The sequence below is a fragment of the Pseudomonas sp. FA117 genome (assembly GCF_057370475.1).
The window spans coordinates 3823678-3847137 of the sequence record NZ_CM170675.1 but is presented as its reverse complement, the minus strand read 5'-3'; the positions used below and the strand labels follow the sequence as shown (position 1 = coordinate 3847137).

Genomic DNA, 23460 nt, shown 5'->3' with positions numbered 1-23460 from the left:
TTCACAGGCGCTCGTGCATCACGAGGCTTTGACTGTTCCAGCCTCCGCCCAGTGCGTGCAGCAGATCGACGGTGACCCGTGCGCGCTCGCCCTCGGCCTGCACCAGGGTCTGGCGATTGCGCAGCAGGGTGCGCTGGGCATCGACCACGCGCAGGTAATCGACATCGCCCTCGTCGAAGCGCGACTGCGCTGCCTCGGCGACCCGTGCCGAGGCCTGCTCGGCGCCACGTTGATGCTCGATGCGCAGGTCCAGGGTGCGCAACGAGGATAGCGAATCCTCGACCTCGCGCAAGGCGTGCAGCACGGTCTTGCGGTATTCACCCACGCGCAGTTGGTAACGCGCCCGGGCCCGCTCCAGGTCGGCATCGCGCCGCCCGCCGTCGAAGATCGGCAGGTTCAATGCGCTGCCCACCAGCGGCCCGAGCAGGAAGGTGCGCTGCGACCAGTGCGCCAGGTTGCTCAGTTCCTGCGACTCGTAGCCCAGGCTGCCGGTAAGCGTCAACGCCGGGAAGAACGCGGCCTTGGCCACGCCGATGCGCGCGTTCTCGGCGGCCATCGCCTGTTCGGCGGCGCTGATGTCGGGGCGGCGCTCCAGCAGGCTCGATGGCAGCCCCGGCGGAAGCCGCACAGTGACCGCTTGCAGCGGTGCGGGGGCGAGGGTGAAGGTGGACGGCGTCTCGCCGAGCAGGGTGGCGAGGGCATGCGCGGCAAGTGCGTGCTGTTGCTCGACCGCCTGCTGGTCGGCGCGGGCGGTGAACAACTCGGCACTGGCCTGGTCGAGGATGAAGCTGGCGACGTCGCCGTCGTCGCGGCGCTGTCGCAGCACGCGCCGGGCTTGCTCGCGCAAGGTTACGGTCTGGGCCAGCAGGCGCCGTTCGCCTTCCAGCTGACGCAGGTTGAAGTAGCTGCGTGCCACATCGGCCTGCACCAACAACAGCATTTCATGCGTCAGGGCCTGCTGCTGCGCGGCGTCGGCCCTGGCTGCCTGCACCGAGGCCGAGACGCGGCCGAACAGGTCGACCTCGTAGGCCAGGGTGGCCTGGGCGCGCCACAGGGTCTGCGAGCGACCCGGAGCGCCGTCACCGTCGCCTTCGGCGGCGCCGGAGGTGCGCTGGCGGGTCGGACCGAAGCCTGCATCCACCGAAGGCACTCGCGCCGACTCGCTGCGCGCGCTGAGCGCCCGAGCCTGCTGCAGGCGGGCCATGGCGATGGTCACGTCCGGGTTGGCGTTCAAGGCCTGTTGTTCCAGGCGCATCAGCACCGGGTCGCCGAAGACCTGCCACCAGGGTGACGCTGGCTGTTGCCCGGCAGGCTCGGCCGGTCGCCACTGCCCCGGTACTTCCGACGGTTTGAGCGGGGTGAACACACCTGGTCCGGCTTCGGCGAACTGTGCCGGCATGTCCAGCGCAGACCGGTGCGCGTCGGGTGTGACCGAGCACGCCGTCAGCAAGGCCAGCGCGAGGGCGAGCGTACAGGGCCGGTGCGCGGCGGTGATGAAAGGGCTCATGCCTGGGTCTCCGGCGAGTGGGCTGCAGGATGTGGGACGATGGCGGGCGCTTGATGTTGCGCCGCCGAATGCAGTGGCCGGCCCTTGCCCAGGGCCCTGGCCAGGACGTAGAACAGCGGGGTCAGGAACAAGCCGAACAGGGTCACGCCGATCATGCCGAAGAACACCGAGATGCCCATCGCCTGGCGCATCTCGGCACCGGCCCCGGTCGACAGCACCAGCGGCACCACGCCCATGATGAAGGCCATGGAGGTCATCAGGATCGGCCGCAGGCGCAGGCGGCAGGCTTCGATCACCGCCTTGAGCGTGGGCACCCCGGCGATCTCCAGTTCACGGGCGAATTCGACGATCAGGATGGCGTTCTTCGTCGCCAGGCCGATCAGCACGATCAGGCCGATCTGGGTGAAGATGTTGTTGTCGCCCCCGGTCAGCCACACGCCCATCAGCGCCGAGAACAGGCTCATCGGCACGATCAGCAGGATGGCCAGCGGCAGGGTCAGGCTCTCGTACTGGGCGGCCAGCACGAAGAACACCAGCAGTACGCACAACGGCAGGATCCACACCGCACTGTTGCCGGCGATGATCTGCTGGTAGGTCAGGTCGGTCCATTCGTAGCTCATGCCGGCCGGCAGGGTTTCCCGGGCGATGCGTTCGATGGCCTGCATTGCCTGGCCCGACGAATAGCCCGGCGCCGGGCTGCCGCTGACATCGGCTGCGGTGAAGCCGTTGTAGCGCACCACCTGGTCGGGGCCGTAGGTCTGGCTGATCCTGGCCACCGAGGCAATCGGCACCATTTGCCCGGACGCACTGCGCACATGCAACTGGCCGATGTCGTCGGCCTTGCTGCGGTACGGCCCATCGGCCTGCATGCGTACCTGGTACACACGGCCGAGGAAGTTGAAGTCGTTGACGTAGTAGGCGCCGAGGAAGGCCTGCAGGGTGTCGAACAGCGTCGAGGTGTCCACGCCCAGTTGCTGGGCCTTGGCCCGATCGATATCGATCTTCAGTTGCGGGACGTTCACCGTGTAGGTGGAAAACAGCGGGCTAAGCTCCGGTGCTTCGCCGGCTTTGCGGATGAACGCCTGGGTGGCGGTATAGAGCGCTTCGTAGCCCAGGTCGGCGCGGTCCTCGATCTGCAGCTTGAAGCCGCCCGTGGTGCCCAGGCCGAACACCGGAGGTGGCGGGAAAATGCCGGTGAAGGCGTTGCCGATGCTGGCGAATTCCTTGCGCAGGTCGGCGGCCACCTGGTCGGCGCTGATGCCCTTGCGTTGGTCGAAGGGCTTGAGCAGCACGAAACTCAGGGCGGTACTGGAGCTCTTGGTCACGGCATTGATCGACAGGCCGCTGTAGCCGGAGGTGCCCATCACCGCCGGGTGCCTGAGCGCCAGCGCGTTCATCTTGTTGATGGTCGCCTCGGTGCGGTCCAGGGTCGAGCCTTCCGGCAACTGGGCGAGCATGACCAGGTATTCCTTGTCCTGGGCCGGCACGAAGCCGCCGGGTACATGGCCGGTGAGCCAGGCGGTCGCACCCAGCAGGGCGGCGTAGATCACCAGCATCGCGCCCTTGCGCCTGACCAGGTGGCTGATGCCCGAACCGTAGTTCTGCGAGGCGCGGTCGAAACTGCGGTTGAAGCGGCTGAAGAAGCCGCCGAACAGCTTCTGTGTCACGCGGGTGAAGGCATCCGGTGTGTGATCGTGCCCTTTGAGCAGCAGGGCGGACAGCGCCGGTGACAGGGTGAGCGAGTTCACCGCCGAGATCAGCGTGGAGATGGCGATGGTCACCGCGAACTGCTGGTAGAACTCGCCGGTCAGCCCGCTCAGGAAGGCCAGCGGCAGGAATACCGCCGACAGCGTCAGGGCGATGGCGATGATCGGCCCGCTGACCTCGCGCATGGCCAGGTAGGTCGCCTCGCGCGGATTCAGGCCACGGGCGATGTTGCGCTCGACGTTCTCGACCACGACGATGGCGTCGTCGACCACGATGCCGATCGCCACCACCAGCCCGAACAGCGATAGGGTATTGATCGAATAGCCGGCCAGCAGCAGGAAGGTGAAAGTGCCGACGATCGAGATCGGCACTGCCAGCAACGGAATGATCGAGGCGCGCCAGGTCTGCAGGAACAGGAACACCACCAGCACCACCAGTGCCACCGATTCGAGCAGGGTCTCGATGACGGCGTCGATCCCCGACTGCACGGCGCGGCTGGGCTCGTAGACGATGCGATAGGTCAGGTCTTCGGGAAAGTCCTTCTCCAGTTCCTGCATCACCCGGTGCACTTCACGGGAGATCGCCAGCGAGTTGGCCCCGGGCGCTTCCTGGGCGGTCACCGCCACGGCCGGTGCGTTGTCGAGGGTCGCGCGGATGCCGTAGTCCTCGGCGCCGAGTTCGACGCGGGCGACGTCGCCCAGGCGGGTGAGCGCGCCCTGGGCGTCGGCCTTGATGACGATGTCGCGGAACTGTTCGGGGGTCTTGAGGCGTCCGTCGGCGTTGACGTTGAGCTGGAAGGCCGTGCCAGCCGGAGCCGGTGCGCTGCCAATGGTGCCGACCGCCGCCTGGAGGTTCTGGCGGCGGATGGCATCGGCCACATCGCCCGGGCTCAGCCCGCGCTCGGCCAGGGCGGCCGGATTCAGCCAGATGCGCATGGCGTAGCCGCCGGGGCCCCAGATCGACACTTCACCCACCCCCGGCACCCGGGCCAGGCGGTCCTTCACATGGCGAATGGCGTAGTTGCTGACGTAGTTGTTGTCGTAGGTGCCGTTGGGCGAAACCATATGCACAGAAATGGTGATCACCGGCGAGCTCTTGACCGCCGTCACCCCCAGGCGCTGCACGTCCTCGGGCAGCCGCGCCTGGGCTTGCGAGACGCGGGTCTGCACCAGTTGCTGGGCCAGGTCCGGGTTGGTGCCGAGCTTGAAGGTCACGGTCAGGTACAGGTGGCCGTCGCCGGCTGCCTTGGAGTCCATGTAGAGCATGTCCTGGACACCGTTGACCGACTGTTCCAGCGGCGCTGCCACGGTTTCGGCGATGGTCCGCGCGTCGGCGCCGGGGTACTGGGCATGCACCACCACCGACGGCGGGATCACCTGCGGGTATTCCGAGACCGGCATGTTGAGCGACGAAACGATCCCCGCCAGGAGGATCAGCGCCGAGATCACGCAGGCGAAGATCGGGCGGTCGATGAAGAACTTCGAGATGTTCACGGGCGACCTCCGTCGGCGGCGCGGCTGGCCGCCTCGGGTGCATCGTCGGCCACGGCGTTCACCGCCGAGCCGGGTGGGGCGCGGAAGGCGCCGTCGCTGATGACCTTGCTGCCTGCCTCGAGGCCGCTGCGCACGACCCGGTCATGGCCCTGCAGCACGCCAAGCTCGACGAAGCGCCGCTCGACCTTGCCCTGGGCATTGACCACCAGCACGAACTTGCGGTCCTGGTCGGTGCCGATTGCGGCATCGTCGACCATGACCGCGTCATAGTGCACGCCGCCTTGCAGGCGCACACGGGCCTGCAGGCCGGGCAGCATTTCCTGGCTCGGAGTATCGATGCGCGCACGCACGCGCACCGTGCCGGAGCGTACGTCCATGCGGTTGTCCAGCGCTTCGAGGGTGGCCGGGTAAGGGAAGCCGTTGCCGTCGGCAAGGCCTACGGACACCGCCGGTTGCCGGCCGGCGCGCTGTGACGGGGCGATCAGGCGCAGGTAGCTCTGTTCGTCGAGGTTGAAGGCGGCGTAGAGCTGGTCGTGCGAGACGATGCGGGTGAGCGTCGCAGCTTCGCCCCCGGCGCTGAGCACGTTGCCGGCGGTGATCTCGGCACGGGAAATACGCCCGCTGATCGGCGCGCGTACCTGGGTGTAGTCCAGTTGCAGTTGCGCGTGGGCCAGCGCCGCCTGTGCGCCCTTGAGGGCTGCAGCGGCTTCGCGCGCGGCGTTGTCCAACGCGTCGAACTCGCGGTGGGCGATGGCGTTCGAGGCCAGCAGCCGCCGCCCGCGGTCCTGATCGGTCTCGGCCAGGCGCTTGCGCGTCTGCGCGGCGGCCAGGTTGGCACGGGCCTGATCGACCTGGGTCGCATAGGGTGCCGGGTCGATGGTGAACAGCAGTTCACCCTGGCGCACGGTCTGGCCGGGTTTGAAATGCACGCTGAGCAAGGTGCCGGGAACCCGGGGTCGGACGTCGACGACTTCCACGGCTTCCAGGCGGCCGGTGTAGTCCTGGGTGTCGGCGACCGGACGTTGTTGGGCTGTGCGGTACTTGACCGTGGGCAGTGCAGCGGCGACCTCGGCGTGGACGTCGGCGCCGGCGCTCCACAGGCCGGCGCCTGTGCCAAGCACTGCGATCGCAGCCGCGAGGGCTGCCAGGCGAGGGGTGTTCAAGGGTTTCATGGGGCACGCTTGATAGGGCTGGGAAAGCATGAGTCTGCGCATGCCGTGTCCCGGCATCCAGACTGAAACCTGGCTAACTTTATTGCCTTATTTGGAATAATTAGACGTTATGATGCGTGGGTGCTCGGGTGCGCTTGCTTGTGGAGCCGAGCCTGCAACGAGCCAACACTGATACTTATTGCCCGATGTGGAATAAATTTCACCGGCAGGAGAGCCCATGGACCGCCTTCAATCGATGCAGATCTTCGCCCGCGTGGTCGAGATGCACAGCTTCGGCCGCGCCGCCGACAGCCTGTCGTTGCCGCCGTCGCGGGTCACCCGGGCGGTCAAGGAACTGGAAGCCTTCCTCGGCGTGTGCCTGCTGCGCCGCACCACACGGCACATCAGCCTGACCCCGGAAGGCACGCTGTACTACGACCATTGCCGGCGCCTGCTTGCAGACATCGAGGCGGTCGAATCGGGCTTTCCCGGCTCGGCAGGCACCCCGCGCGGGCGCCTGCGTGTCGACATGACCCTGTCCCTGGCTCGCCTGGTGGTGTTGCCATGCCTCAAGGATTTCCAGGCACGCTTCCCCGATGTCGAGCTGACCCTGACCATGAACGACCGCACCGTGGAGCTGGTGCAGGAGGGCATCGACTGCGTGATCCGCGCCGGCACCCCAGAGGACTCTCCAACCCTCGTGGCCAAGCGCATCGGCGCGTTCGAATGGGTAACGTGCGCCGCACCAGGCTACCTGGCCGAGCACGGCACCCCGCAGACCCTCGAGGACCTGGCCGGGCATCATGCCGTGGGCTACCTGTCCAGCCGCACGGCTCGCTCGCTGGAGTGGCACTTCGTGATCGATGGCGAGGACCGCTGCGTCCGCATGCGCGAACGGCTGATCGTCAACGACACCGATGCCTACGTGGCCTGCGCGGTCGAGGGGCTGGGCATGATCCGCGCCGGCAGCTACATGGTGCGCGACCAACTGGCCAGCGGGCGGCTGGTTCGCGTGCTGACCGACTATCGTTCGCCTGCCGTGCCGCTGTCGGTGCTGTACCCGAAGAACCGCCACCTGTCGCCGACGGTGCGGGCCTTCGTCGACTGGGTGGCGCAGGTAGTGCAACAGGCTCAGGCCACCTGGCGCTTCGATGGCGCCGGGCGGCTGTAGTCATTGCTTGGGCTGGAATTTTCAATTGCATCGGACAGGGTTGTCGCCGCGGGCGGCAGCCTCAAGTATGCGGGCGATCACGGCGACCCGTTGGGGCGTCTTTCCCCCTGTCCAGGAGTAATCGATGTGAAGAAGGTCCTGATGGTGCTGGCCAACGGTGTTGAGCCTCTGGAGATGGCGGCGTTCACCGATGTGCTCGGTTGGGCCGACCTGCTCGGCGACGTGCGAATCGAACTGGTGATGGCCGGGCTGCGCGAGGAAATCACCTCGACCTTTGGCCTGGTGATACGTCCCGCTCACCAACTGGCCGACCTGACCCTGCATGACTTCGACGCCCTGGCGCTGCCAGGCGGCTTCGAACCCAGCGGGTTCTACGAGGAAGCGCTGAGCGAGCCGTTCCTGGATGTGATCCGGCATTTCGCCCAGGCCGACAAGATCATCGCCAGCGTCTGCGTGGCCTCGTTGTGCCTGGGACATGCCGGTGTGCTGCAGGACCGCCAGGCGACCGTCTACCACCAGCCCAATGGCCGCCGCAAGCAGCAACTGACAGCCACCGGTGCGCGTTTCGTCGACCGTCCGCTGGTGGTCGATGGCAACCTGATCAGTTCCAGCGGGCCGGGAACCGCCACCGAGGTGGCGTTCCAGCTGGTCGAGATGCTCAGCAGCGCTGAAAACGCGGCGAACATCCGGCGGATCATGCGTTTCTCCACGCCGGACCGGCAGTGGTACGAAACGGCGCAAGTGCCAGCCGACCTGTAGGCACGGCCCTGGCGCCAGGCCCGTTGCGATCATTGCCCGTCATCAGCGCGGTCAATGGTGGCAGACGGGGTGGAGATCTCCCTCTAGATTTCGTCGGGCGTGCTGGAAGCCCCGAACAACAACAACGAGGGACTCGTCCATGTCGACTGCCGTGCAAGCGTCCAATGCCTGGCGCATTCTGTTTCTGCTGTTCCTGGCCAACCTGTTCAACTTCTTCGACCGTACCATCCCTGCGATCATCATCGAACCGATTCGCCTGGAGTGGCACCTGAGCGATTTCCAGATCGGCCTGATCGGCACCGCGTTCACCCTGGTCTACGCCATCGCCGGCCTGCCGTTGGCGCGCATGGCCGACACCGGCTCGCGTGCCAGGCTGATGGGCTGGGGGTTGGCGGCCTGGAGCGGCTTGACCGCGGTCAACGGCATGGTCGGCAGCTTCTGGACCTTCCTGCTGGTGCGCATGGGGGTGGGCATCGGTGAAGCCAGCTATGCACCGGCGGCCAATTCCCTGATCGGCGATCTGTTCCCGGCCGCGCGACGAGCGCGGGCCATGGGTATCTTCATGCTCGGCCTGCCGCTGGGGCTGCTGCTGGCGTTCTTCACCATCGGCGCGATGGTCCAGGCCTTCGGCAGCTGGCGTGCGCCTTTCTTCATCGCCGCGGTGCCCGGCCTGTTGCTGGCGCTGTTCGTCTTCATGATCCGCGAGCCGGCGCGTGGCGCAGCGGAAACCGTCGTCATCTCCCAGGCTCCGATCGACCGCCCTTTGCGCCGGGTGCTGAGCGTACCGACCTTCGCCTGGCTGGTGCTGGCCGGCCTGACCTTCAACTTCGCCTCGTACGCCTGCAACTCGTTCATGGTGCCGATGCTGCAGCGCTATTTCGCCTTGCCGTTGCATGATGCAGCCGTGGCCACGGGTGTGATCGTTGGTGTCAGTGGCCTGGTCGGTCTCACGCTCGGTGGCTGGGTGGCCGACAAGGTGCATCAGCGCTTCGCCAACGGGCGGCTGCTGTTCGCGGTGCTGAGCATGCTGGTGTCGACGCTGGCCACTGCCTGGGCGCTGCATGCCGGGCGTATCGAACTGGGTGTGTTCGTGGCGGTGTTCGGGGTGGGCTGGCTGTTCTCGTACAACTTCTACACCTGCGTGTACACCGCGATCCAGGACGTGGTGCAGCCGCGCCTGCGGGCCACGGCCATGGCCCTGTACTTTGCCGGGCTGTACCTGCTCGGCGGTGGCCTTGGCCCGGTGGTGGTCGGCGGGCTGTCGGACCACTTTGCCGTGTCGGCCATGCAGGCGGCGGGCGAGGGGGCGATGAACGAGGCGTTCAAGGCCCAGGGGCTGCATGATGCGATGTACCTGATACCGGTGGCGCTGATGCTGACGCTGGTGTTCCTGTTGGCGGCGTCGCGTTGCTTCGTGCGCGATGCGCAGAAGATGCGCGAGGGGATGGTGATCGACGGCGAAGCCGTGGTTGCCCGCACCGCCGAAGCCTGAAACCGGCCAACAGCAGGCCTGTTCGAACAACCCGCCGCCTCACGACTTGTGGGGCGGATTTGCCTGTGAAAACCGCAGCCTGATCCATCTCCCCCACGCAGGCTGCTGCCCGTCGCATTCTCATCCCCATCGGTGACCTGCAAAATTCAGGGTATTCATTTGACTCTGCCCATAGTTGTACGTACATTTAAGTGGTTGTATGTACAAGTTGGTGTCGTTTCCGTCCAGCCTTGACGAAAACCAGTGGGATCACCAGATGTCTGAAAGCGAGCACACGCGTGCAGTTACAGAGGTTGAACACTGCTGGATCCGTATGGCCGACGGCGTGCGCCTCGCTGCCAGGATCTGGCTGCCTGTCGATGCAGGCGTGAATCCGGTGCCTGCAGTCTTCGAGTACCTGCCTTACCGCAAACGCGACGGCACAGCCTACCGCGACGAGATGTACCATCCCGCTGTCGCCCGGCACGGTTATGCCATGGTTCGGGTCGACATCCGCGGCACCGGTGAATCCGAAGGTATCCTCACCGATGAATACCTGCCGCAGGAGCAGGACGATGCGCTGCAGGTCATCGACTGGCTCGCTTCGCAACCCTGGTGCACGGGTAGCGTCGGCATGATGGGCCTGTCGTGGGGCGGTTTCAGTTGCCTGCAGGTGGCTTCGCGGCGTCCAGCGGCGTTGAAGGCGGTGATTTCGCTCTGCGCCTCGGATGACCGCTTCACCGATGACGTCCACTACAAGGGCGGCAATCTGTTGATGAAGAACGCCGCCTGGGGGGCGTTCATGCAACACAGCCTGGCCTCGGTGCCTGATCCCCAGTTGGTGGGCGAGGGCTGGCTGACCATGTGGAAGGCCAGGCTTGAGCAGGCCCCGCTCTGGTCTGCGCCGTGGTTCAGGCATCAGCTCAAGGACGGCTACTGGAAACACGGTTCGCTGAGTGAGGACTACGCCAGCATCGACGCTGCGGTCTATTGCGTGGGCGGGCTGGCGGATCCCTACCGCAGCAGCACTGCACGGACCTTCCAGAATCTCACCTGTCCCAGGAAACTGCTGATCGGCCCGTGGATTCATGAGTATCCGCATATCGCCAATCCGCAACCCACGGTCGATTTCATTGCGCTGAGCCTGCAATGGTGGGACCACTGGCTCAAGGGCAAGCACAACGGCGTGATGGATGCGCCGCCGGTCACCGTCTTCGTGCAGGACGCCGCGCAGCCTCGACCCTACTACGAAGAGCGTACCGGGTCGTGGCGCGTCTTCGAGCAGTGGCCGATAGCGCAGACGAGGGTCGTGCAATATTCCCTGACCTCCCGGGGAATGGTCATGGGGCAGGATGGGCAGTTGCCTGAAGGAGTCAGGATAGCGTCGCCGCTGACCACCGGTGTCTGTCATGGCGAGTCCTGTGCAGTCTCCGTCGGACCTTATGGGCCTGTCGACCAGCGCCGTGATGACAGCCTGAGCCTGGTGTTCGATTCGGCCCCTTTGCTTGAGCCGATGTGCCTGATCGGCCAGGCCCGGTTCAGTTGCCGGTTGGCCAGCGATGTGGATTGCGGGCAGATAATCGCCAGGTTGAATGCGGTGGCCGAGAACGGTGAATCCACGCAGCTGAGTTGCGCTTCGCTGAATCTCAATCACCGCCAGGGCTTCGACGTTCACTGCCCGCCCGTGCCTGGAGAACCCTTCGAGGTTGTGCTGACCTTCGACCTCGCTTCGGTCAGGCTGCAGCCCGGCAAACGTCTGCGGCTGACCTTGAGCACTGCCTGCTTCCCATTGCTGTGGCCGGCCAGGAAAAACGCCACCCTGACGCTCTGCCCAGGTAACCATGTGCTGAGCCTGCCGACGGTCGCACTGCTCGGGGAGGGTATCGAAATGCCCGGTGGCCAGGGAGCCGAACCTGCGGTCGATGTACTGCGTTGCTGCAAGTGCGAGCGCTACATCCATGAGGACATCGCCACGGGCAGCACCGCAGTCACCATCGAGGAAGATCATGGTTGCCTGCATTTTCCCGGCCATGGCCTGCGCTTCGACCAGCAGGGTATCGAAACCCATCGTGTCGACCCTTCGGACCCGCTGACGGCGCAATCGACAATGCAGTGGCGCTATTCGGTTTGTCGCGGCGAGTGGACTGCCGAAGTCCAGACCCATTTTTCCGTGCGCTGCGATATGGACAACTTCTATCTGGACGCCCGCCAGGTGGTGCATGCCGAGGGCGTATTGATTCATGAAAAAACCTGGCAGGAGGAAGTGCCTCGAGTCTCGGTGTGATCAAGCGTGACTGGGCCGATATCCGGCTTGCCTGGCCGCAGTCACGGTGCAACGTGCTTTGACCTTTCAAGAACAACAATAAAAGAGGTTGGGTGATGCCTGTAAAGTTGAAATGCCTGTACGCACTGCCTTTATGTGCTGCGCTGATACCCTGTGCCTACGCGGTGCAGGTGACGGACAACCTGAATGTGGGCGGCGCTGTTCGTGGGCGGCTGGATTATGATCCGGACGAGAAACTTCGCGAGCTGAGTTTCGATGCAGTCGCGCTGTCGGTCGATTATAAATCCGACACCTGGGTGGGCGCGGCGCGCTATTGGTTTTATGGCGGTGACTATCCCTACGACTATGTCGACAAGGTTGGCGATATCTCATTTCCGGAGTATGCCTGGATCGGATACAACCTGACGCCTGACAGCCAGGTCCAGTTTGGCTTGAACCAAGTACCGTTCGGTATTCTTCCCTATTTCAGCAGTACCTTCACCGAGACGTTGGGCTATGTCGTGGGCCTGGAAGACCTGTACGAGCTGGGTGGCAAGTATCAGAAGAACGTGGGCGACTGGAATTTCCAGGCCGGCTACTATCTACGCCCTGCCTTTCAGGGGAAGGGCACCAGCCATGATGGCAAGACCTACTCGAACGTGATCGCAAGTGCTGACGATGGCATCGACAACGGCTCGCGCAATCGAGAAAGAAACCTCGTGGCTGCGCGCATCTCCAAAAGCTTCAGCTCGGCAGGCAGCGTTCGTGAAGTGGGGTTGTCAGCCCTGTCGTCAACCCTGCAGAACGCCGACACCAGGCGCAACGGCCGACGTGCCGCGCTCGCCCTGCATTACACGCAGACCACCGGCCCCTGGTTCGTCCAGTTGCTGGCGGCAAGGCAGCTTATGTCGCCGCGCAACCGTGACAGCGACGAAGTAGTGACCCTGGGTGGGCTGGACGCCAGCTACAACGTGGCCAGCCGTGGCAGCCTGTACGTGGCGGGCCTGGACTACAACCTGTCCAGCACCTTCATCGACGGTTGGATCAACAGTATAAAGCTCTATGCAAACTATAGCGCATTCACCAAGTCGGGCAGGGACTTCTCCGATACGCAGCGTTATATCACCGGGGTGTCGTTCTATATGGGCGCACATGTATTCGTGGCAGCGGAATGGTTGTTCGGGAAGAACGACCCTTACGTGGGCGCGAGTGATTATGCCCAGAGCCTGGCTGCGGGGGGCTCGAATCGCTGGGAGAACCAGGGTTATATGAATATAGGTTTCTACTTCTAACCGGGTGTGTGCAGCGCACTGCGCATGATATTGACCGTTCCCTTACACCGCCGATGTTTCGGACCTCTGCTTGGCAGGATAAAAATGATAAAATCGAAAAGCACGACTGAAAGCCATTGCGAAGTCGACCGTCAGACTGAACTTAAAGCAGGACGCTTGGGTGTTGGCGCTTTGGTATTCTCCGTCATCTCCGCGATGGCGCCCCTGACCACGATCACCGGCATGTTTCCGTTCGGTTTCATCTATGGCAACGGCACGGGCTTTCCGGTTGCTTATCTGCTGGCGATGATTGTCCTTCTGGTGTTCAGCGTCGGCTACCTGACGATGATGCGTCATGTGAAGTCCGCCGGTGCGTTCTATGCGCTGGTGAGCCGGGGGATCAGCGGCAGGGCCGGAGGGTGTTCGGCGCTGGTCATGCTGCTTGGCTACAACGCCAGCCAGGTTGCCATGCAAGGGATGTTCGGGGCGGTCACCCAGGACTTCATGCACACTTACTTTGCCGTCGACTTGCCGTGGTGGGTGTACTGTTTCGCCTCGATCTCGGCCATCGGCATGCTGGGCTACAGGAAGGTCGACTTCTCCCTGGCGATCCTGGCGTTCCTGGTGGTCGGTGAGTTCCTGATCGTTGCGACCGTCGACTTGAGTGTGATTGCCAAGACCGCCGATACCTTCAGCATGGCCTCGTTCGGCTTCGAGAACATCGTCTCCGGTTCGCTGCCGCTGGCGCTGTTGATGGCGATCGGTTCATTTCTCGGCTTCGAGACCACTGCGCTGTACAGTGAAGAAGCGAAGAATCCGGAAAAGACCATTCCGCGTGCCACCTACCTGTCGATCTTCGTCATCGGGATGTTCTACTGCTTCTCGGGCATCTGTGTGCTGAACGGGCTTGGCTTCGACCAGGCGATCGAAGGCTTCAAGGGCATGAGCGACACCACGCAGTTCATCTACACCCTGGCGAACAACTTCATCAGTCCATCGACCACCATCTATGTTCACTTCCTGTTGATCACCAGTACCTTTGCCTCGATGCTGGCATTCCACAACGCGGCAGCGCGGTATTTCTACGTGCTGGGCCGTGAAGGGGTGCTGCCGTCTGCACTGGGTATCACCCACCACAAGCATGCGAGCCCGTATCGTGGTTCGATGCTGCAAACCTTTATCGCTGTCTCGGTGATTGCCTTCTTCGCAGTGCTGAAGCTCGATCCGATGTCGACACTGTTCGCCTGGCTGGGCAGCGTGAGCATCCTGGGCATCATCAGTGTCACCGCACTGGTGTCCTATGCCGTCATGCTGTTCTTCTTCAAGCATCGCGGGCTGGAAGCAGGAATCGTACGCACCGGCATCGCTCCGGCGATCGCTGCCGTGCTGCTGACTGGCATCAGTCTCAGCATCGTGAGGAACTTCGGCCTGTTCTCCGGAGCCTCGGGGTGGATAGGGGTGTTCCTGCCGATGCTCATTCCGCTGTTCGGCCTCATCGGATGGCTGGCGGCGGGGCGGCTCAGGAGCAAAGACCTTTCGTTGTACCAGTCACTTGGGCAGAACAGGTACTGACGATCCATGCCGGCCCTTGGCCGGCATGTTCGTTTCAGGCGAGTCGTGAATCCGAAGCTCGCTCGGTGCTTGCTGGATCAGTTCTGCGCCGTCTCCAGAAATGCCGCCTCCAGCAACTGCCGGGTATACGGGTGCTGCGGCGCATGGAAGATCCCCTGGGCATCGCCTTGCTCCACCACATGCCCGTGCTTGATCACCATCAACTGGTGACTCAGCGCCTTGACCACCGCCAGGTCATGGCTGATGAACAGGTACGTCAGGTTGTACTTCAACTGCAGATTGCGCAGCAGCTCCACGACCTGACGCTGCACGGTGCGGTCCAGCGCCGAGGTGGGTTCATCGAGCAGGATCAGCGCAGGCTTCAATACCAGCGCCCGGGCGATTGCGATCCGCTGGCGCTGTCCGCCAGAGAACTCGTGTGGATACCGATGCCGCGTACGCGGATCCAGCCCCACTTCCTCCAGCGCTGCAATGATCGCGGCTTCCTGCTCGGCAGGCGTACCGATCTTGTGAATCCGCAACCCCTCGCCAACGATGTCGGCCACGCACATGCGCGGGCTCAGGCTGCCGAACGGGTCCTGGAACACCACCTGCATCTCGCGCCGCAGCGGCCGCACTTCCTGCTGGTTCAGCCCTTCCAGCGACTGCCCGTGGAAGCGAATCCCACCCTGGCTTGCGATCAGGCGCAAGATCGCCAGGCCCAGCGTTGACTTGCCAGATCCGCTCTCGCCGACGATCCCCAGGGTTTGCCCCTGCGGGAGGCTGAAATTGATCCCGTCGACGGCTTTCACATGATCGACAGTACGGCGCAGCAGGCCCTTCCTGATCGGGAACCACACTTTCAGGTCGTTGACTTCCAGCAGCGGTTTGCCAACCGTGTTCGCCACCGGGCCGCCACTGGGCTCGGCATTGATCAGCATCTGCGTATAGGGGTGCTGCGGGGTTTTGAACAGGGTCTCGCAGTCGGCCTGCTCGACGATCTTGCCACACTGCATCACGCACACGCGGTGGGCGATGCGCCGCACCAGGTTGAGGTCGTGGCTGATCAGCAGCAGCGCCATGCCCAGGCGCGCCTGCAGGGACTTGAGCAGGTCGAGGATCTTCAACTGCACGGTGACGTCGAGCGCGGTGGTGGGCTCGTCGGCGATCAGCAGTTCCGGCTCGTTGGCCAGGGCCATGGCGATCATCACGCGCTGGCGCTGGCCACCGGAGAGCTCGTGGGGCAGGGCCTTGAGGCGCTTCTTCGGGTCGGGGATGCCGACCAGTTCGAGCAACTCCAGGGTGCGGGCGGTGGCCTGCTTGCCGGTCAGGCCCTTGTGCAGCAGGAGTATCTCGTTGATCTGCTTCTCGATGCAGTGCAGCGGGTTCAGCGAGGTCATCGGCTCCTGGAAGATCATCGCGATGCGGTTGCCGCGGATGCGCTGCATGGGCTTCTCGCCCAGGTGCAGCAGGTCCTTGCCCTCGTAGTGGATGGTGCCGCTGGGGTGGCGCGCGAGCGGGTAGGGCAGCAGGCGCAGGATCGAGTGGGCGGTCACAGACTTGCCCGAGCCGCTTTCGCCGACCAGGGCCAGGGTCTCGCCCTTGCGGATGTCGAAGCTGATGCCGTCGACCACGCGGTTGACCTGCTCGCCAGTGACGAACTCCACCGCCAAGTCGCGGACTTCGATCAGGGTGTCTTGGCTCATGTCATTTCCTCGGGTCGAAGGCATCGCGGGCGGATTCGCCGATGAACACCAGCAGGCTCAGCATCACCGCCAGTACGGCGAAGGCACTGATGCCCAGCCACGGCGCCTGCAGGTTGGACTTGCCCTGGGCGACCAGCTCGCCCAGCGACGGTGAGCCGGCCGGCAGGCCGAAGCCCAGGAAGTCGAGGGCGGTGAGGGTGCCGATGGCGCCGGTGAGGATGAACGGCATGAAGGTCATGGTCGAGATCATGGCATTGGGCAGGATGTGGCGGAACATGATCGGACCGTTGCGCATCCCCAGGGCACGGGCGGCGCGCACGTACTCCAGGTTGCGCCCGCGCAGGAACTCGGCGCGCACCACGTCCACCAGGCTCATCCACGAGAACAGCAGCATGATGCCGAGCAACCACCAGAAGTTCGGCTGCACGAAGCTGGCGAGGATGATCAGCAGGTACAGCACCGGCAGGCCCGACCAGATTTCCAGGAAACGCTGGCCGGCCAGGTCGACCCAGCCACCATAGAAGCCCTGCAGGGCGCCGGCGATGACGCCGACGATGGAGCTGGCGATGGTCAGCGTCAGGGCGAACAGCACCGACACGCGGAAGCCGTAGATCACCCGGGCGAGCACGTCGCGGCCCTGGTCGTCGGTGCCGAGCAGGTTGTCGGCCGAGGGCGGTGCCGGCGCGGGCACTTTCAGGTCGTAGTTGATGCTCTGGTAGCTGAACGGAATCGGCGCCCAGAGCACCAAGCTGTCTTTTTTCTCCAGCAGTTCGCGGATGTAGGGGCTCTTGTAGTTGGCCTCGAGCGGGAACTCGCCGCCAAAGGTGGTTTCCGGGTAGCGCTTGAACGCCGGGAAGTACCACTCGTCGTCATAGCGCACGGCGATGGGCTTGTCGTTGGCGATCAGCTCGGCGCCCAGGCTCAGGCCGAACAGGATGAGGAACAGCCACAGCGACCACCAGCCACGACGGTTGGCCTTGAAGCGCTCGAAGCGCCGGCGGTTGAGGGGAGAGAGGGCCATGTCAGTGCTCCCGGCTGGCGAAGTCGATGCGTGGATCGACCAGGGTGTAGGTGAGGTCGCCGATCAGTTTCACCACCAGCCCCAGCAGGGTGAAGATGAACAGGGTGCCGAACACCACCGGGTAGTCGCGGTTGATCGCCGCTTCGAAGCTCATCAGGCCCAGGCCGTCGAGGGAGAAGATCACCTCGATCAGCAGCGAGCCGGTGAAGAAGATGCCGATGAACGCCGAGGGGAAGCCGGCGATCACCAGCAGCATGGCGTTGCGGAACACATGGCCGTAGAGCACGCGGTTGCGGCTCAGGCCCTTGGCCTTGGCGGTGACCACGTACTGCTTGTTGATCTCGTCGAGGAAGCTGTTCTTGGTCAGCAGGGTCATGGTGGCGAAGTTGCCGATCACCAGCGCCGTGATCGGCAGCACCAGGTGCCAGAAGTAGTCCATCACCTTGCCGGTCGTGGACAGCTCGTCGAAGTTGTTCGAGGTCAGGCCCCTGAGCGGGAACCAGTCGAAATAGCTGCCGCCGGCGAACAGCACGATCAGCAGGATGGCGAAGAGGAAGGCGGGGATGGCGTAGCCGACGATGATCGCCGAGCTGGTCCAGACGTCGAAATGGCTGCCGTGGCGCACCGCCTTGGCGATGCCCAGCGGGATCGATACCAGGTACATGATCAGCGTGCTCCACAACCCCAGCGAGATCGACACGGGCATCTTCTCGATGATCAGGTCGATCACCTTGGCGTCGCGGAAGAAACTGTCGCCGAAGTCGAGCTGGGCGTAGTTCTTGACCATGATCCACAGGCGCTCGGGGGCCGACTTGTCGAAGCCGTACATGCGCTCGATCTCGGCGATCAGTGCCGGATCCAGGCCCTGGGCGCCGCGGTAGTTGGAGCCGGCCACCGACACTTCGGCGCCGCCACCGGCAATGCGGCTGGTGGCGCCGTCGAAGCCTTCGAGCTTGGCGATCATCTGTTCGACCGGGCCACCGGGGGCGGCCTGGACGATGATGAAGTTGATGATGAGGATGCCGAACAGGGTCGGGATGATCAGCAGCAGGCGACGCAGGATATAGGCGAGCATGTCAGTTCGCCTCGTCGACGAGGGGCACGCGCGCTTCGCTGACCGCCGGGGTCACGTCGGGCTTGATCCACCAGGTGTCGATGCCGATGTCGTACTTGGGCGACACCTTCGGATGACCAAGGTGGTTCCAGTAGGCCACGCGCCAGGTCTTGATGTGCCAGTTGGGGATCACGTAGTAGCCCCACAGCAGCACGCGGTCCAGCGCTCGGGTATGGGCGATCAGGCTCTGGCGCGAGTCGGCATTGATCAGGCCTTCGACCAGCTCGTCGATGGCCGGGTCGCGCAGGCCGATGGTGTTGCGGCTGCCGGTGCGGTCGGCGGCGGCGCTGCTCCAGTATTCGCGCTGCTCGTTGCCTGGCGAGTTGGATTGCGAGAAACCGCCGACGATCATGTCGAAGTCGCGCGAGCGCAGGCGGGTGATGTATTGCGAGACGTCGACGCGGCGAATGCTCAGGTCGATGCCGAGGTCGGCGAGGTTGCGCTTGAACGGCAGCAGGATGCGCTCGAACTCGGTCTGTGCCAGCAGGAACTCGATCGACACCGGCTTGCCCTGGGCATCGACCATCTTGTCGTTCTCGATCTTCCAGCCGGCCTCGGTCAGCAACTGGTAGGCCTTGCGCTGTTGCTCGCGGATCATGCCGCTGCCGTCGGTGACCGGATTGTGGAATGCCTCGGTGAAGACCTGGTCGGGGATCTTCCCGCGCAGCGGTTCGAGGATCTTCAGCTCGTCGTCCGAAGGCAGGCCTTTGGCGGCCATCTCGGAGTTCTCGAAGTAGCTGCCTGTGCGGGTATAGGCGCCGTTGAACAGCTGCTTGTTGGTCCACTCGTAGTCGAGCAGCAGGCTCAGGGCCTGGCGCACGCGGATGTCCTGGAACACCGGCTTGCGCAGGTTGAAGATGAAGCCCTGCATGCCCACTGGGTTGCCGTTGGGCAGTTCTTCCTTGATCAGCCGCCCTTCACGCACCGCCGGTACGTTGTAGGCGGTGGCCCAGTTCTTCGCGCTGACTTCCAGGGCATAGTCGAACTGCCCGGCCTTGAGCGCTTCCATCGCGACGGCAGTGTCGCGGTAGGCGTCGAAGGTCATGACATCGAAGTTGTACATGCCGCGGTTGATCGGCAGGTCCTTGGCCCAGTAGTCCTTGACCCGCTCGTAGCGGATCGAGCGACCGGCCTTGACCTCGGCGACCTTGTACGGGCCGCTGCCCAGCGGAATCTCCAGGTTGCCGCGCTCGAAGTCGCGGTTCTGGTACCAGTGCTTGGGCAGCACCGGCAGCTGGCCGAGGATCAGCGGCAGCTCACGGTTGTTGCTGTGCTTGAACTTGAACAGCACGCGCAGCGGATCTTCGACGACCACCTGCGCGACATCGCCGTAGTACTGCCGGTACAGCGGCGCGCCCTGCTTGGTGAGCGCGTCGAAGCTGAACGCGACGTCTTCGGCGCGCATCGGCTGGCCGTCGTGGAAGCGTGCCTCGGGACGCAGGTAGAAACGCACCCAGCTGTTGTCCGGGGCCTTCTCGATCTTGCCGGCGACCAGCCCGTATTCGGTGAAGGGCTCGTCCTGGCTCTGGCGCATCAGGGTGTCGTAGATGATGCCGATGTTCTCGGCCGGCACACCCTTGTTGATGAACGGGTTGAGGCTGTCGAAGCCGCCGAAGCTCGACTGGCGGAAGGTGCCGCCCTTGGGCGCGTCGGGGTTGACGTAGTCGAAATGGGTGAAGTTGGCGGGGTACTTGGGGGGCTCGTCATAGAGCGTCAGGGCGTGTTGCGGCGCGGCCAGTGCAGGCAGGCTCAGACAGGCGAGCAACAGGCTGCAGGCCAGGCGCAGGCGAGGCGTCGGCATCATTTGGCTTTCTCCGAAGTCTTGAGCCACCAGCTGTTCAGGCCCAGGGTGTAGGGCGGCGTGGTGACGAAGGCGAACCGGTTGCGGTAGGCCAGGCGATGGTTGTCCAGGTACCAGTTGGGAATCATGTAGTAGTGCCACGACAGCACCCGGTCCAGCGCGCGGGCAGCGGCGACCTGGTCATCGCGGGTGCGGGCGGCCATCAGTGTGTCGAGCAGGTGGTCGACCACAGGGTCCTTGATGCCCGCGTAGTTCTTGCTGCCCTTGACCGCGGCCTGGCTTGAGTGGAAGTACTGCCACTGCTCGAGGCCAGGGCTGAGGGTCTGGTTCAGGGTCATCAGGATCATGTCGAAGTCGAATTGGTCCAGCCGTTGTTTGTACTGGGCTCGGTCCACGGTGCGCAAGCGCGCGTCGATGCCGATGCTGGACAGATTTTCGACATAAGGTTGCAGGATGCGTTCCAGGTTGGGATTGACCAGCAACAGTTCCAGGCGCAGCTGGCGGCCCTTGGCATCGACCAGGCGCTGGCCGTCGAGTTTCCAGCCGGCCTCGCCGAGCAGGCCCAGGGCCTGGCGCAGGGTCTGGCGGTCGATGCCGCGTCCGTCGGTCTGGCTGACCTGGTAAGGCTCGGTGAACAGCCTGGCGGGCAACTGGTCGCGCAGCGGCGACAGCAGCAGCCACTCCTTGCCGGTGGGCAGCCCGGCGGCGGTAAATTCGCTGTTGGGGTAGTAGCTGGTCGAGCGGCGGTATGCGCTGGAGAACAGCGCGCGGTTGGTCCACTCGAAATCGAGCATCAGCCCCAGCGCCTGGCGCACCTTCGGATCGGCGAAGGCGTCGCGCCGGGTGTTCATGAAGAGGCCCTGGGTCTGGGTCGGGATGCGGTGCGGAATCTGCGCCTTGATCACCTCGCCGCGGCGGATTGCCGGGAAGTTGTAGGCGTTGGCCCAGTTCTTGGCCTGGTGCTCGATGTAGATGTCGAATTCGCCGGCCTTGAACGCTTCGAAGGCGACGGTGGCGTCGCGGTAGAACTCGTACTCGACCCGGTTGAAGTTGTACTTGCCACGGTTGACCGGCAGGTCCTTGCCCCAGTAGTTCTTCACCCGGCTGAACACCAGGCGCCGACCCGGCTGCACCTCGGTGATTCGGTACGGGCCGCTGCCCAGCGGTGGCTCGAAGGTGGTGGCCTTGAAGTCGCGATCTTGCCAGTAGTGCTTGGGCAGTACCGGCATCTCGCCCAGGCGCAGGATCAGCAGCGGATTGCCGGCGCGCTTGAAGACGAAGCGGATGCGCAGCGGGCCGAGGATGTCGACGCGCTGCACTTCCTGCAGGTTGGTGCGGTACAGCGGGTGGCCTTCCTTGAGCAGGGTTCGGTAGGAGAAGGCCACATCCGCCGAGGTGATCGGCTTGCCATCGTGGAAGCGCGCCTCGGGGCGCAGGTTGAACACCACCCAGCTGCGGTCTTCGCTGTACTCCACCGAACGGGCGATCAGGCCATAGCTGGAGGTGGGTTCGTCGCCGGACGGGTCGTACTGGCCGGTGCCGACCATCAGGGTCTCGTTCAGCTCGCTGACGCCATACTGCTGGAAGTTCGGCGTCGAGACCGGGCTGGTGCCCTTGAAGGTGTAGGGGTTGAGCGTGTCGAAGGTGCCGAATGCCATGGCCCGCAAGGTTCCACGCTTGGGCGCCTGCGGATTGACCCAGTCGAAATGGGTGAAGGTGGCCGGGTACTTGAGCGTGCCGAACTGCGCATAGCCGTGGCTTTCGGTCACGGTGGCGACTGCGGGGAAGCTCAAGGCCAGGCTCAGTGACAGGAGAAAGGTTCTTATCAAGTCTGGGATCCGGTCAAGGCGGCGTTGGGCTTGGTCCGGCGTACAGTAACAGCTTGTCTGGAATGGAAAAAGGGTGGGGCGTCGGTGAAAAACCGAACCTCGGCGCGACCGTTGCAGGAGCGACCTCGTATGGCGAAAAGGTTGCTGCGCAGCCCTTTCGCCATACGAGGTCGCTACCAGGTCAGCGTGCCAGGTAGACGGTGAGCGTCTGCCCCGGCTTGAGCGCCTGGCCGCTGCGTGGGTTCCAGCGCTTGAGGTGCTTCATCTCGACGTTGAAGCGTTTGGCGACCAGGTAGTAGGAGTCGCCCTTGCGGACCTTGTACTGGGTGGAGCGCTGCTTGGCCGCCGCGACGCGGTTGGCGGCAGCGCTGGGTGCGCTACCGCCGCGCAACGCCAGGACCTGGCCGACCTTCAGGCTGCTGCCCGACAGGCGGTTCCAGCGCTGGATATCCTTGATCGACACGCGATTGGCCCTGGCAATGGCTCCCAGGTTGTCGCCACGCTTGACCCGGTAGCTGCTGGTCGCAGCCGGCGCCTTGGCTTCGGCCAGGGCCGCCTGGAACACCGCCTTGTTCGGTTGCAGGCTGACCAGTTGCTCTGGCTTGAGATTGGACAGGCTGCTGGTCAGCAGTTGCGCCTTGGCGGTGGGGACCAGCAGTTGCTGCGGGCCGTCGACGGTCATGCGCTTCTTGAACGCCGGGTTGAGCTGGATCAGTTCGTCTTCGTCGATGTTGGCGAAGGCGGCGACGCGGGTCAGGTCGAGGCGGTCGGTGATGGCGACGGCTTCGAAGTAGGGCTCGTTGGCGATCGGGCTGAGGTTCACGCCATAGGCCTGCGGCGTCATTACCACCTGCGACAGTGCCAGCAGCTTGGGCACGTAGTCGCGGGTTTCCTGAGGCAGCGGCAGGTTCCAGTAGTCGGTGGGCAGGCCGAGGCGTTCGTTGCGCTCGATCGCCCGGCTGACCGTGCCTTCGCCGGCGTTGTAGGCAGCCAGGGCCAGCAGCCAGTCGCCGTTGAACATGTCGTGCAGGCGGGTCAGGTAGTCCAGCGCGGCGTTGGTCGAGGCGGTGATGTCGCGACGGCCATCGTAGAAGTTGGTCTGGCGCAGGTTGAAGTGGCGCCCGGTGGAAGGGATGAACTGCCACAGCCCCACGGCATGGGCGCGGGAGTAGGCCATCGGGTTGTAGGCACTTTCGATGGCAGGCAGCAGCGCCAGCTCCAGCGGCATGTCGCGTTCTTCAAGGCGCTCGACGATGTAATGCAGGTAGAGGCTGCCGCGCTCGCCGGCGTTCTCGAGGAAGCTCGGGTTGCTGGCGAACCACAGGCGCTGCTGCTCGATGCGTGGATTGACGTCGATGCTGTCCTGCAGGGCGAAGCCCTGGCGCATGCGCTCCCAGACATCCTCCGGGGCCTTCTGCTCGGCCGGCTTGATCAGCAGCGGTGCCGGCTTGTGCTTGATTCGCGCCTGGTAGTTGTGCGCGCGAACGCTGTCGGATTCGTCGACCTGACGGGTGCTCTGGCAGCCCACGAGCGTGGCGGCCAGGGCCAGTGCGCTGACCTGGGCCAGACGCGTCAGGGCGGCGGAATGAGCGGTGCGGCGGCTACGGGAAGACATCGGCGGACACGGTTTTCCGGGCAAAAAATT

General features: G+C 64.3%; 15 protein-coding genes. 6 read left to right on the top strand and 9 right to left on the bottom strand.

Going from position 1 to position 23460, the window contains the following annotated elements; translation table 11 throughout:
• Position 1: 1 nt before the first annotated feature.
• From AC1TXO_RS17835 to AC1TXO_RS17825, 3 genes are read right to left on the bottom strand one after another with little or no spacing between them, the layout of a single operon-like run.
• Positions 2 to 1507, bottom strand: a complete 1506-nt coding sequence (locus AC1TXO_RS17835; protein ID WP_486402971.1) for an efflux transporter outer membrane subunit — start codon at positions 1505 to 1507, stop codon at positions 2 to 4.
• Positions 1504 to 4707: an efflux RND transporter permease subunit gene (locus AC1TXO_RS17830; RefSeq protein ID WP_486402970.1), complete on the bottom strand. Its 3204-nt coding sequence runs from the start codon at positions 4705 to 4707 to the stop codon at positions 1504 to 1506. Before AC1TXO_RS17830 ends, AC1TXO_RS17835 begins: the two co-directional genes overlap by 4 nt.
• Positions 4704 to 5879: an efflux RND transporter periplasmic adaptor subunit gene (locus AC1TXO_RS17825; RefSeq protein WP_486402969.1), complete on the bottom strand. Its 1176-nt coding sequence runs from the start codon at positions 5877 to 5879 to the stop codon at positions 4704 to 4706. The genes AC1TXO_RS17830 and AC1TXO_RS17825 overlap by 4 nt, the downstream gene beginning before the upstream one ends.
• A gap of 217 nt (positions 5880 to 6096) precedes the next feature.
• Here AC1TXO_RS17825 and AC1TXO_RS17820 point away from each other — a divergent pair, with 217 nt between their 5' ends.
• The 6 genes from AC1TXO_RS17820 to AC1TXO_RS17795 all read left to right on the top strand — a co-directional run bounded on the left by AC1TXO_RS17820 (position 6097) and on the right by AC1TXO_RS17795 (position 14365).
• Complete coding sequence (locus AC1TXO_RS17820; RefSeq protein ID WP_486402968.1) at positions 6097 to 7029, top strand: LysR family transcriptional regulator; 933 nt, start codon at positions 6097 to 6099, stop codon at positions 7027 to 7029.
• 126 nt (positions 7030 to 7155) lie between these two features.
• Positions 7156 to 7788 carry a DJ-1/PfpI family protein gene (locus AC1TXO_RS17815; protein ID WP_486402967.1) on the top strand — a complete coding sequence of 211 codons (633 nt, stop codon included), beginning with the start codon at positions 7156 to 7158 and terminating at the stop codon, positions 7786 to 7788.
• Between the two features lie 139 nt (positions 7789 to 7927).
• Positions 7928 to 9280, top strand: coding sequence for a spinster family MFS transporter (locus AC1TXO_RS17810; protein ID WP_486402966.1), 1353 nt, complete (start codon positions 7928 to 7930; stop codon positions 9278 to 9280).
• A 256-nt stretch (positions 9281 to 9536) separates the two neighbouring features.
• Positions 9537 to 11543: a CocE/NonD family hydrolase gene (locus AC1TXO_RS17805; protein ID WP_486402965.1), complete on the top strand. Its 2007-nt coding sequence runs from the start codon at positions 9537 to 9539 to the stop codon at positions 11541 to 11543.
• A 95-nt stretch (positions 11544 to 11638) separates the two neighbouring features.
• Entirely contained in the window at positions 11639 to 12814 is a 1176-nt protein-coding gene (locus AC1TXO_RS17800) for a hypothetical protein (protein ID WP_486402964.1), read from the top strand.
• 24 nt (positions 12815 to 12838) lie between these two features.
• Positions 12839 to 14365, top strand: a complete 1527-nt coding sequence (locus AC1TXO_RS17795; protein WP_486402963.1) for an APC family permease — start codon at positions 12839 to 12841, stop codon at positions 14363 to 14365.
• A 77-nt stretch (positions 14366 to 14442) separates the two neighbouring features.
• Here AC1TXO_RS17795 and AC1TXO_RS17790 read toward each other — a convergent pair whose 3' ends face one another.
• From AC1TXO_RS17790 to AC1TXO_RS17765, 6 genes are all read right to left on the bottom strand, one after another.
• Positions 14443 to 16050 (bottom strand): ABC transporter ATP-binding protein, encoded by a 1608-nt coding sequence (locus tag AC1TXO_RS17790; RefSeq protein ID WP_486402962.1) that lies wholly within the window; start codon positions 16048 to 16050, stop codon positions 14443 to 14445.
• A gap of 1 nt (position 16051) precedes the next feature.
• Positions 16052 to 17071 (bottom strand): ABC transporter permease, encoded by a 1020-nt coding sequence (locus tag AC1TXO_RS17785; protein WP_486402961.1) that lies wholly within the window; start codon positions 17069 to 17071, stop codon positions 16052 to 16054.
• Between the two features lies 1 nt (position 17072).
• Positions 17073 to 18146 carry a microcin C ABC transporter permease YejB gene (locus AC1TXO_RS17780; RefSeq protein WP_486402960.1) on the bottom strand — a complete coding sequence of 358 codons (1074 nt, stop codon included), beginning with the start codon at positions 18144 to 18146 and terminating at the stop codon, positions 17073 to 17075.
• 1 nt (position 18147) lies between these two features.
• Positions 18148 to 19989: an extracellular solute-binding protein gene (locus AC1TXO_RS17775; protein WP_486402959.1), complete on the bottom strand. Its 1842-nt coding sequence runs from the start codon at positions 19987 to 19989 to the stop codon at positions 18148 to 18150.
• Positions 19986 to 21815: an extracellular solute-binding protein gene (locus AC1TXO_RS17770; protein ID WP_486402958.1), complete on the bottom strand. Its 1830-nt coding sequence runs from the start codon at positions 21813 to 21815 to the stop codon at positions 19986 to 19988. Before AC1TXO_RS17770 ends, AC1TXO_RS17775 begins: the two co-directional genes overlap by 4 nt.
• A 181-nt stretch (positions 21816 to 21996) precedes the next feature.
• Positions 21997 to 23430 (bottom strand): lytic transglycosylase domain-containing protein, encoded by a 1434-nt coding sequence (locus tag AC1TXO_RS17765; protein WP_486402957.1) that lies wholly within the window; start codon positions 23428 to 23430, stop codon positions 21997 to 21999.
• Positions 23431 to 23460: the final 30 nt, after the last annotated feature.

Excerpts from the sequence above, each read along its gene's own strand:
- AC1TXO_RS17780 (WP_486402960.1), bottom strand. The coding sequence starts at position 18,146 with ATGCTCGCCTATATCCTGCGTCGCCTGCTGCTGATCATCCCGACCCTG.
- AC1TXO_RS17795 (WP_486402963.1), top strand. The coding sequence starts at position 12,839 with ATGATATTGACCGTTCCCTTACACCGCCGATGTTTCGGACCTCTGCTT.
- AC1TXO_RS17785 (WP_486402961.1), bottom strand. The coding sequence starts at position 17,071 with ATGGCCCTCTCTCCCCTCAACCGCCGGCGCTTCGAGCGCTTCAAGGCC.
- AC1TXO_RS17790 (WP_486402962.1), bottom strand. The coding sequence starts at position 16,050 with ATGAGCCAAGACACCCTGATCGAAGTCCGCGACTTGGCGGTGGAGTTC.
- AC1TXO_RS17805 (WP_486402965.1), top strand. The coding sequence starts at position 9,537 with ATGTCTGAAAGCGAGCACACGCGTGCAGTTACAGAGGTTGAACACTGC.
- AC1TXO_RS17825 (WP_486402969.1), bottom strand. The coding sequence starts at position 5,879 with ATGAAACCCTTGAACACCCCTCGCCTGGCAGCCCTCGCGGCTGCGATC.
- AC1TXO_RS17820 (WP_486402968.1), top strand. The coding sequence starts at position 6,097 with ATGGACCGCCTTCAATCGATGCAGATCTTCGCCCGCGTGGTCGAGATG.
- AC1TXO_RS17765 (WP_486402957.1), bottom strand. The coding sequence starts at position 23,430 with ATGTCTTCCCGTAGCCGCCGCACCGCTCATTCCGCCGCCCTGACGCGT.
- AC1TXO_RS17775 (WP_486402959.1), bottom strand. The coding sequence starts at position 19,989 with ATGATGCCGACGCCTCGCCTGCGCCTGGCCTGCAGCCTGTTGCTCGCC.
- AC1TXO_RS17810 (WP_486402966.1), top strand. The coding sequence starts at position 7,928 with ATGTCGACTGCCGTGCAAGCGTCCAATGCCTGGCGCATTCTGTTTCTG.
- AC1TXO_RS17800 (WP_486402964.1), top strand. The coding sequence starts at position 11,639 with ATGCCTGTAAAGTTGAAATGCCTGTACGCACTGCCTTTATGTGCTGCG.
- AC1TXO_RS17835 (WP_486402971.1), bottom strand. The coding sequence starts at position 1,507 with ATGAGCCCTTTCATCACCGCCGCGCACCGGCCCTGTACGCTCGCCCTC.